The organism is Oligoflexus sp. (genome assembly GCF_035638955.1).
Taxonomy (GTDB): Bacteria; Bdellovibrionota_B; Oligoflexia; order Oligoflexales; family Oligoflexaceae; genus Oligoflexus.
The window spans coordinates 1-6,135 of the sequence record NZ_DASQYZ010000424.1 but is presented as its reverse complement, the minus strand read 5'-3'; the positions used below and the strand labels follow the sequence as shown (position 1 = coordinate 6,135).

The 6,135-nt window shown below is 49.9% G+C and carries 8 protein-coding genes and 1 pseudogene; all 9 read left to right on the top strand.

Going from position 1 to position 6,135, the window contains the following annotated elements; translation table 11 throughout:
• The first annotated feature begins 123 nt into the window (after positions 1 to 123).
• Positions 124 to 1,272: a S49 family peptidase gene (locus tag VE954_RS35635; protein WP_324962094.1), complete on the top strand. Its 1,149-nt coding sequence runs from the start codon at positions 124 to 126 to the stop codon at positions 1,270 to 1,272.
• 8 nt (positions 1,273 to 1,280) lie between these two features.
• Entirely contained in the window at positions 1,281 to 1,664 is a 384-nt protein-coding gene (locus tag VE954_RS35630) for a head decoration protein (protein WP_324962092.1), read from the top strand.
• Between the two features lie 8 nt (positions 1,665 to 1,672).
• Positions 1,673 to 2,698, top strand: coding sequence for a major capsid protein (locus VE954_RS35625; RefSeq protein ID WP_324962089.1), 1,026 nt, complete (start codon positions 1,673 to 1,675; stop codon positions 2,696 to 2,698).
• Positions 2,699 to 3,002: 304 nt separating this feature from the next.
• Entirely contained in the window at positions 3,003 to 3,431 is a 429-nt protein-coding gene (locus VE954_RS35620) for a hypothetical protein (protein WP_324962087.1), read from the top strand.
• Positions 3,428 to 4,012 (top strand): phage baseplate assembly protein V, encoded by a 585-nt coding sequence (locus VE954_RS35615; RefSeq protein ID WP_324962085.1) that lies wholly within the window; start codon positions 3,428 to 3,430, stop codon positions 4,010 to 4,012. Before VE954_RS35620 ends, VE954_RS35615 begins: the two co-directional genes overlap by 4 nt.
• A 2-nt stretch (positions 4,013 to 4,014) precedes the next feature.
• Positions 4,015 to 4,203 (top strand): hypothetical protein, encoded by a 189-nt coding sequence (locus VE954_RS35610; RefSeq protein WP_324962083.1) that lies wholly within the window; start codon positions 4,015 to 4,017, stop codon positions 4,201 to 4,203.
• Positions 4,200 to 4,523: a hypothetical protein gene (locus VE954_RS35605; protein WP_324962081.1), complete on the top strand. Its 324-nt coding sequence runs from the start codon at positions 4,200 to 4,202 to the stop codon at positions 4,521 to 4,523. The genes VE954_RS35610 and VE954_RS35605 overlap by 4 nt, the downstream gene beginning before the upstream one ends.
• Entirely contained in the window at positions 4,520 to 5,353 is an 834-nt protein-coding gene (locus VE954_RS35600; protein ID WP_324962079.1) for a hypothetical protein, read from the top strand. Before VE954_RS35605 ends, VE954_RS35600 begins: the two co-directional genes overlap by 4 nt.
• 398 nt (positions 5,354 to 5,751) lie before the next feature.
• Positions 5,752 to 6,135, top strand: a pseudogene (locus VE954_RS35595) (hypothetical protein); the annotation flags it as partial.

Below are 6,135 nucleotides of genomic sequence, written 5' to 3'. Positions count from 1 at the left end.
TTGGGGATAATTCCCCGACACGACGATACCTAGCAGAAATTTACGGCAGATGGGAAGTGGGCCCGCCCCCACTTCCCAAGGCTTGAAAATCGATATATGGTGAAAAAAGTCGCGGAGGATTTTTTGAGTCTAGCTCTCTCTCTTATTGAACAGTCGCAGTGGGCCATCACGGAAGAAGGTTTAAACACCCTGATATCCGTGGCGTCCCGAACCAACGACCTGCAAGCTCTCGAAAATAGCCTGGGACGAAAACCATCCTATGCCCATAACTCAACTGTGCGGCAAGGTATTGGCATTATCCCGGTGCAAGGTCCCACCTTCAAACGGGCCAACCTTCTTACAGAAGTTTCTGGCGCTACCAGCTATGAAATTGTCCTCCGCGACCTTCATGCGATGATTGAATCATCAGAAGTAAAAGCCGTCCTTCTAAATATAGACAGCCCAGGTGGCGAGGCAAACGGTTGTGCAGAGCTGGGCGATCACATTTTTAGTGCACGGCAGCAAAAACCCATTTATGCCTACGTCGGCGGGCTCGGTGCTTCCGCAGCGTACTGGATAGCCTCCTCCTGCTCCAAAATCTTTGCCTCCGAAACAGCTCTGCTTGGAAGCATTGGAGTTCAGACCGTCGTCCGATCCAAGGAAAAGTCGGGGGAAATTTCGTTTGTCAGCTCCATATCTCCAAATAAAAACCGTGATCCAGGTACCGAGCTGGGTTCAAAGGAAGTTCAACGAACTGTTGATGATCTTGGAGCTGTTTTTGTTCAAAAAATTGCGCGAAATCGCGGCATATCACCTGAAATCGTGCTCGAAAAGTACGGCCAGGGGTCAATATTTATAGGCGAAAAATCGCTCGAAAAAGGAATGATCGATGAAATATCGAGTTTTGAAGGTGCAATTATGTCAATAGCCAAGGAGGTCGTAGAAGAAAAAGCGGAAAGCGTGGAATCGAGTTCTTCAATCGAAATCAAGCAAACCACTGCGGAAATTGAAGACGCCCAGATAGGACGAATCCTTAAAATCCAGGAGATTGCCAAAGGACGCGTCTCTTCCGAGTTTACGAATCAGCTGATCAAAGAAAAGCTGACAGTCGGTGAAGCCGCGCTTCGGATTCTGACGCACGAGCAGGATAACAAGGGGAGGAAGATTGAGCAGCTGAAAAAGGCGGATAGCGCGCTAGCCAATCTTGACGGAAAGTCTGCGCCCTCAACTGATGATGACCTGGATGCCGACCTGCGATTCGCAGCCAGCATCGGTCTTGTGACACTGGCATAGGAGAAGATATGGGATACGAACCAGGTTTTAGTCAAATTGGTGAATACCAGCCCCTTGATCTCATCGCCGGGGATTTTCCGCTACAGTCGGAAACCATCCTGGTTGAAAAGGGTCAAAAGATTGGACGAGGCTCTCTTCTTGGAAAGAAGACAGCAACCGGCAAATATATTCTGTCTGCAAAACTGACAGCAGACGATAAGGCAATCACGGATGGCAGTGAAATCCCGTACCGAATTCTCGCGGAAGACATTGATGCCACTTCCGCCGACAAGTTAACGATAGCGTACCACACCGGAAGCTTCTTTCGAGGAGGCATCAAGCTTGGAAAAGGTCATACGATCGATTCTGTGAAGCCCCTCCTGGAACCCATTTCAATCTATATCAAAGGATAGCCCTGGTTTTGTCACCGTCCCTTTATTCCACCTGGTATTTTGATCGTGTTGTTCGCCGCTTGCGTCAGCAGCCCCGATTTTTTCTCAACCGCTATTTCCCTACGGAAGTTGTTCACGAAAGCGAGGAAATTCTTTTCGACGTTGTCGAAAGCAGCGAAGGTATTGCGCCCTTCGTTCATCCGCTGCACGAAGGCAAGATTCTCACCCACAAAGGCTATAAAACCAAGAGCTACAAGCCGGCTTATGTCAAGGAAAAGGTAATCCATGATCCCGAGCTTCCGCTTAAGCGCATGGCCGGGGAATCGCTCGGCGGAACGATGTCTGCCGAGCAGCGGATGCGGCTTCATGTGATTAATGATGTAAACAGGCTACGCGAACGGCTCAACAATCGGCTTGAGGTCATGGCTGCAGAGGTGGCCAAGACTGGCAAAGCCGTCATCAAAGGCGAAGGATTTGATCATGTCGTCGATTTTGGTCGCGATCCGGATCTGACCATTGAACTCGAAGAAGCCCAAAAATGGTCAAACCCGGACGTAAAGATCACGGAATTTCTTGAAGAAAAAAGCCAGCTGATCAGAGACAAATCGAACAGCTCGGCTCGCGCTACCGACCTTATAATGGGAGCCAGCGCCTGGAACTACTTCCGGGGAAATAGCGAGGTGAAAAAAGCGGCAGAACTCCTCCGAAACGTTGATACGACGCTGGTTTTGACCCCAACGCAGCAGTCTGAGGATGTCCAATATAAAGGGCGCTTTGGCGACTTTGATGTCTTTGTTCACTATGGGCGCTATCTCGATGATGGAGTCGAAAAGAGGTTCATTGAGCCAAGTGAAGTTCTGCTCACGGGCCAATCCATCGAAGGCGTCCGGCATTATGGGGCTATCAAAGATCTTAAAATCGATAATGGCGCTCGTCCATTTTTTCTTAAAAGCTGGGAAACCGAAGATCCATCCCACCGCTACATCATGATTCAGTCCGCGCCGCTCCTGGTTCCCTACGATCCCAACGCGACCTGCCTCATGAAAGTTGCGTGACACGGCATAGGATTTGACGGGCAGCCGATGGATGAAGAATTTCAAACTGAAAATGGCCGGAATTTTTCTGTCAAGTTCTTTGAATATTCGGACAAGTCATCGCCAGTCAAGCCTTCAGCGTTGAAGCTGAACTCGGTGATCCTTGTTTCACCAGAGGACGCAGGAGCTTTGAAGGAACGAGCAGGCGTAAAGAATCCCAGGACAGGCTTTCGATACCTGGTCAAAGAAATATCGAACTCTGGTGTCGGCGTTTTCGAAATAACTCTTGAAAGAGTGCAAAACGAATTGAATGAAGCGATCACACATGGGAAATTTTAGGGTCATTCGTAGAAAAATTCGTCAGCGGATTCGCGAAGTCCTTCGGCAAGAGCTGGGGATAAACCGTTTCAGCTCACGCACCGCGGCCCTCTCTGCTGAGGACCTGCCAGCTGCACTCATTTATTTTCCAAGTGAAAGACTTCTGGACCCGCTCGGGGACAGCCAGGAGCGGGAACTGGAGCTAAGGGTCGAGCTCGCCCTGCAGCCGCGAGAGGACCCAGAGGATGAGATGTTCGATCTGGCGGATCAGGTTGAAGACATCCTTCTTTCCGATCCTGGGCTCGAAGCCCTGGTTTCGACGCTGGACCTTGAGTCGGCGGATTTTATCGTCGACGGCGAAGGTGATCAGGTATTTGCCACTGCCCTACAGACCTACAGGGTCAGGTATCTAAGCGAGGACCCCAGGCCCGTATGATGCGCGAAATGTCTGAACTTAGCCGCAGGGTGGCAAATATGATCCTCCCAGGCGTCATCCAGGAGATCGACCATCAAACTGCACTCGTGCGGGTCGAATCAGGGGAAATCAGTACAAACTGGCTCCCATATTTTCAGCGGCGGGCGTGGAACACCATCGACTGGGATCCCCCAGAAGTGGGGGAACCCTGCCTTGTGCTCTCGCCAGGCGGCGAGCTGGCTGCTGGCTTTGTGCTAACCGGGCTCTATTCTGAGGAGAAGCCAGCCCCGTCCAAAGACCCCAATCTCATACTGCGGAAATTTAGCGATGGTTTGACATATTCCTATGACCTTGGCACCCACACGCTGACCATGGCTAAGGAATCGGGCCTCACCCTCAGGATAAAAGCCGATCGGTTTGACTTTGAAACTGCCAAGGCATCAATCAAAAACGAAAAGGGCGAGCTGATCTCGCTTCTGGCTGAAGTTCTTGGGGTGATCGCAACGTCGAAGACTCCAACCCTTTTTGGTCCGCAGCTCTCCACTGACAATGCCGAGAAGCTGCCGCCAATCAAAACAAAATTGGAAAGCTTTGGAGGGTAGGCATGCCACTTAGAGGAACTGAAGAGGCGCTGGCCAAAACTCTACAGGCTTCAATGAAGACTGCGAAATCTTACGATGAAGCCTGGCAAAAGTTTGCGGAAATCGTCATCGCCCACATCGCAGAAAATGCGATTGCCATTGGCACTGCCCCAAGTGGCGGCGGCCCGATCGTGGATGGGAAGATTCAATGATGGGAATGGATGAAAAGTCCGGGCTTATGATTTCTGGCGAAGAATATGCCCGACAGTGCATCAGACGACTGATGAAAACTCTGAAGCGGTCGATGATCATGTACCGGGAACTTGGGCCGGATTTTCAGCCTTACCTTGCCGCCCCCATGACCGATGTTTGGATGCTGAGTCTTAGCGGTGAACTGATTGACAGCGCAGAAAGCCTGCTCCCTGAACTAAAGGTGCTCATTGTTAACTCGTCTGTGGAAGATGGATCATTGACCACAACAGTGTCTGTGCAGTGGCAGGAATCAGTTTTTACAGTGAGTGACGCTGCTTGACGATCGCTCCGAAAATTGAAGAAGAACTGAATTTTGAAGCCATCTTCGACGAGAAGATAACCCGTTTCACACAAAGTTATCAGACGCAGTTTCCTTCATTCAAAAGGCCTGCACCGGTTGACCCTATCTTTCGTGCCCTGTCTGAGCTTGCAATGTCGGAGCTTATGATAAGGGCAAGAATAAATGCTGCAGGGATGGCTCAGCTTCTCCGATACTCGGAAGATTTGGATTTCCTTTTTTTCGGCATGAGACGTGAGGGCGAATCGCTCGAAGCGTTCCGGGAAAGAATGAGGCTCAATCTCCATAAGGCATCACCAGCAGGGCCGCTCGAAATGTACCGAAGCCTGGCTCTTGCTTCGGCCAATGAAGGTGCCAGGACCCCTGACGAGTTTTCGGTGCTGGATGCATATGCTGAGACCGTCGATGACAAGGTTGTGGTCCACCTTCAGCCAAACAGAAAAATTGAACCGGAGATGGCCATCATCTTAAAAAAGGTGGTCGACTTCATTGGCCAGGATCATATCAAGCCGGCATTTGATTTATTCGATGTTGTGGCTGCCGAGCCCAGGATCGTCAATGTCCAGGCAAGAGCCAAACTTGCGCCGGGAAAGGGCCAGGCATTCCTCAACGACTTAAAGGAGGATTTTGCCAAAAAAGTCTGGGAGCGATCGAGGCTGGGCCTCAATCTTCCTCTTTCATGGATCTACTCACAGCTGCATGTCGAAGGTATCTCATCCATATCAATCTTAACTCCAGTCGATGATCTGGAAGCAAAGAAAAATGAATTTATTGTCCTTAACACCATTGTTCTGACACCGGTTACCGCTTGATAGACATCCACTACAGAAAGTTTATTCCAGCCTATTCGCCTGAGGTATCCATTCCGATTCGCGACGGGAATAATTCCGGGTTTCACGAAGTTTTGCTTTGGGAGTTTGCTCTCGGTGAACTTGAACAATATATCGTCGACGTGGAATTAATATTTCCCGACATCATAAAATTCATGAAGTATCGCGGCACTCTTCACTCGATGAAGCTGGGGCTTTCCTGGGTAGGATTCCCAAATGCAAAAATAATTCGTCTTACCCGGAAAACCTATGAAGTGGATCCAGGCAAGTCATTCAATACCCTCCAGACCAAAGCCATCCAGAGCGCCTGCAGGCAGTCATCTCCTGCCATCAGCACTCTTAAGCGTATATTTCACAATGATTTTTCAGTGAGTTTTTGATTGGCCGATCCAGATTATTTGAACGGAATACGAGTTGTTAAAGGGGGAGATGAGGTGCGCATCATCCTCACCCCGAACCAGGCAGTGGTGGGGGTCGTTGGTACAGCACCCAAGGCGAGCGATACTCTTCTGCCAGTAGAGATACCAGTCGTATTTTTTAAAAAGAAGGATGCGCTCGATGCGATCCTGCCCGACCCCAAGCAGGCGACGAAAGAAGAGGAAAAGGGTACACTCCATGCATCGGTTGAAGCGATCTTCAACCAGCGCACCCGGACGGTTATTGTTGTTCGTTCCAAATCGGAATCGACTGATAACCTGCTCAAGGCAATTGAAAAGCTTTTGGAAGCTGAGGCTTTAACCAACTATAAACCGAAAATTCTTTGC

Bases quoted from the DNA above. Each gene is read 5' to 3' on its own strand.
- VE954_RS35630 (WP_324962092.1), top strand. From the start codon at position 1,281: ATGGGATACGAACCAGGTTTTAGTCAAATTGGTGAATACCAGCCCCTT.
- VE954_RS35615 (WP_324962085.1), top strand. From the start codon at position 3,428: ATGATGCGCGAAATGTCTGAACTTAGCCGCAGGGTGGCAAATATGATC.
- VE954_RS35620 (WP_324962087.1), top strand. From the start codon at position 3,003: ATGGGAAATTTTAGGGTCATTCGTAGAAAAATTCGTCAGCGGATTCGC.
- VE954_RS35610 (WP_324962083.1), top strand. From the start codon at position 4,015: ATGCCACTTAGAGGAACTGAAGAGGCGCTGGCCAAAACTCTACAGGCT.
- VE954_RS35605 (WP_324962081.1), top strand. From the start codon at position 4,200: ATGATGGGAATGGATGAAAAGTCCGGGCTTATGATTTCTGGCGAAGAA.